The organism is Enterococcus sp., from assembly GCF_022711995.1.
Lineage (GTDB): Bacteria > Bacillota > Bacilli > Lactobacillales > Enterococcaceae > Enterococcus_D.
The window spans coordinates 1-3,177 of the sequence record NZ_JALAHI010000025.1; the positions used below are offsets into that span (position 1 = coordinate 1).

The window sequence follows — 3,177 nt, forward strand, 5'->3', positions numbered from 1 at the left end:
ATATTGACCTTCATTTTTCTTAGAAATTCTCAGACCTGTAGTTTTCAACTCTACTTCCTGCCCGTCAACAATTAAATCAGGTTCTTGTCTTGAATCCGCAGGATATCCTAAAACAGACTGTTCAATCACATCACCTGCAATACCAGTGATTTTGGGATATATTATCGTTCGGTCAAACACACGGTTTTTATCAACTTCACCCAATGTCTTCTCGAGAACATTTTCTAAAGTTTTTATTAAATCTTTTTTTGTAAAATAATGTAAATTTTTTTCCAAATTTCTCACCCTTCTTTACATTTTTTATATACATATTTCATTCATATCTAGGATTCTTTCGTATGTTTATTATAACACCAATAATTTGAATTTAGATCTTGATCTTTTTTTAATTTTAGTGTATAATGACCAATAGATATATCGAAAGGATGTTCGTATAATGAAACAAGAAATGAAAGTATTAGAACTTTTTGCAGGTGTAGGCGGATTCCGTGTCGGGCTCGAACATTCTGATCCCGATTTGTACGTAACTAAGTGGGCAAACCAATGGGAGCCATCTCGCAAATCTCAAGATGCGTTTGAAGTTTATGATTACAAATTTCCGAATAGCAAAAATTTAAATATAAACATTGAAGAGATTACTGATGATGTTTTCGAAAAAATGGATGCAGATATAATTGTTGGTGGATTCCCTTGTCAAGATTATTCAGTCGCACGAAGTAAAAAACATGAGATGGGGATACAAGGTAAAAAAGGCGTTCTTTTTTGGCAAATCATACGTGCTACTAATCATATTCGCCCAAAATATTTGATTCTTGAAAATGTTGATCGTCTGCTGAAGTCTCCTTCTAAACAAAGAGGACGTGATTTTGCAATCATGCTCACTGCTTTCAATCAGTTAGGATACTCCGTGGAATGGCGAGTTATAAATGCTGCTGACTACGGTCGTAGTCAACGACGCAGACGTGTTTTCTTCTTTGTCTATCGCAACGACACTGATTTTGCAAAACGATTAGACGACCGTTTCGAGGAAACTTCTTCTGATGATTTATTTATTGCTGAGCATCGCTATGACGAGTATATATTCACCGATGGATTGTTTGCTAGACAGTTTCCAATAGTTAAACAGCCCTATAAAAATAGAGAGGCTTTTTACGAACTCTCAGAAGATATAGTAGAAATTTCTGATGGGTTCACTGGAAAAGTGTGGAACACAGGAGTTATGCGTCATGGACGCTATTACACTATAGATACCTTACCATTAGGTGATGAACGTCCTATAACTCTAGGTGATATTATTCAGCCTCCTGAGATGGTGGATGAGAAGTATTACTTGACAGATACTAATAAACTAGAAAAATTCCAGTACTTACGCGGACCGAAAAAAATCGAACGAACTTCTGCCGAAGGTCATAAATATATTTTTGCGGAAGGTGGCATGTCTCCATATGATGATTTAAGTATGCCTGGGCGAACGATGCTTACTTCTGAAGGATCAGTAAACAGATCAACTCATGTTTTATTTATCGATGGTCGATATCGTTTATTAACACCAATAGAAGCAGAACGGCTGCAAGATTTTCCCGATGATTGGACAAAATTCAAAAAGCTCTCTACGGGTGAAGTTGTAGAAGTATCTGATCGTATGCGTATGTTTTTTATGGGAAATGCACTAGTAACAGAGATAGTAAAACGCATCGGCGATGGGTTAAAAGACATTTTAGAATCATGATTTTCAATAATTTATTTTCAAAAATCCAATAATATTTCTTAGAAAAGCATCAATTCCATAGTATAATTGATGCTTTTCTCTGATTTTTTAAAGCTCTTCGACATTTAGTGTTGGTAGAGAGAGATACAACTGAAATTTAGTCATCATCAGTTAGGCATAGTGCTTAACTGGTTTTTTTTTCACTTGGAAGATCAAACCTTGAATGAGATAAATTCTAGCACGAAAATTGTGGAAAATTCGATAGCCGTAGGCTACTCGTTTTATCACTTTTATTTTGTTGTTTGTTCCTTCTAGTGCACCATTACTATACTTGGTTTTTAAAGCATTTTGGATCCCTAATTTGTATTTGTTTAAAAAGATCAGCTTCTTACAAAACCATTGTGGTAAACGTTGATTTAAGCTGTTGATCGCAGCGAAAAAACCTTGGCTGTCCTTATGCTTAAAATGATAGAGAAGGAGCTGACAGGTCTCATATGCCAGCGCGAATTGCTCGTCAGTTCATCGACAATTGCTTTTTGTGTCATCGGTCTACGAAAGGATCGATCATAATGATAATTGGAACTGTCTAGATCATAGGCATGCTTCAGGAGTAATTTCCAGAATCGTTTCAACCGTCGATACTTCGTCGGTTCTGTTTTTTGAAACTGGCTCATGGTTTTCACTCGCAACTGATTTAACGCACGAGTGATTTGTTGGATAATGTGAAAGCGGTCGGTGACGATTTTAGCATTTGGGAAGACTGCTTTTATCAGTTCAAAATAAGGGGCATTCATGTCCATCACAACATATGCCACATTTGCTCGTGCTTTTCGAGTGAATCTAAGAAAATAGGGTTTTAAGAAAGCGAGGCGCCGATTCTCCAAAACACCAATCAATTGATTGGTCTGTCCATTCATAAAAACAAAGCTCATTTTTCCGCTGCAAGACTTCATCAATTTGAACGCATCAATACAAAGGACCGAAGGTAACGTATCAAAACGAGGATGATACGTTTTTAAACAGGTGTGCAGAACACGCAGAACGGTCACGTCAGAGACAAAATACCGATCGGCAATTTCTTTTCTTGTTGTATTCTTCGCTAGTTCCAACGCAATCTGAATCTTTAATTCCTTTGAGAGATAGCAGTTTTCATCCACCAAATTTGTTTGAGCATTGAATGTCGATTGACATTCTTTACAGTAAAAGCGCGTACGCACCAATCGTAGTTCTGTTTTTGTTGCTCGGTAAGGCACTAGTTGGACTTTTGTTTTATGTGAACCGTTTTTGATGATTTGTCCTTCATTTTTGATGCCGCATTTACGACAATGGCTTGGTGTATAAGTAAGTTTGGCATGAATGAGGTTTGTGCGAAACCCCTCTTCTTCTACTATCTCTAACCATTCTTCTTCGAAGAATAAATTTTCATCTGTTAAACCTAATAATTTTCTAGTACAATGATCCATGGAGAT

1 protein-coding gene and 2 pseudogenes are annotated in these 3,177 nt (G+C 36.6%); 1 reads left to right on the forward strand and 2 read right to left on the reverse strand.

Annotated elements, in window-relative coordinates; translation table 11 throughout:
• Nucleotides 1–276, reverse strand: a pseudogene (locus Q0A12_RS02075) (MutH/Sau3AI family endonuclease); the annotation flags it as partial.
• A gap of 172 nt (nucleotides 277–448) precedes the next feature.
• Here Q0A12_RS02075 and dcm point away from each other — a divergent pair.
• Nucleotides 449–1,729, forward strand: a complete 1,281-nt coding sequence (dcm, locus tag Q0A12_RS02080) for a DNA (cytosine-5-)-methyltransferase (RefSeq protein ID WP_291291063.1) — start codon at nucleotides 449–451, stop codon at nucleotides 1,727–1,729.
• Between the two features lie 150 nt (nucleotides 1,730–1,879).
• Here the strand turns inward: dcm and Q0A12_RS02085 are convergent.
• Nucleotides 1,880–3,171, reverse strand: a pseudogene (locus Q0A12_RS02085) (ISL3 family transposase).
• Nucleotides 3,172–3,177 lie beyond the last annotated feature (6 nt).

Coding starts and splice junctions, on each gene's coding strand:
- dcm (WP_291291063.1), top strand. CDS start 449: ATGAAAGTATTAGAACTTTTTGCAGGTGTAGGCGGATTCCGTGTCGGG.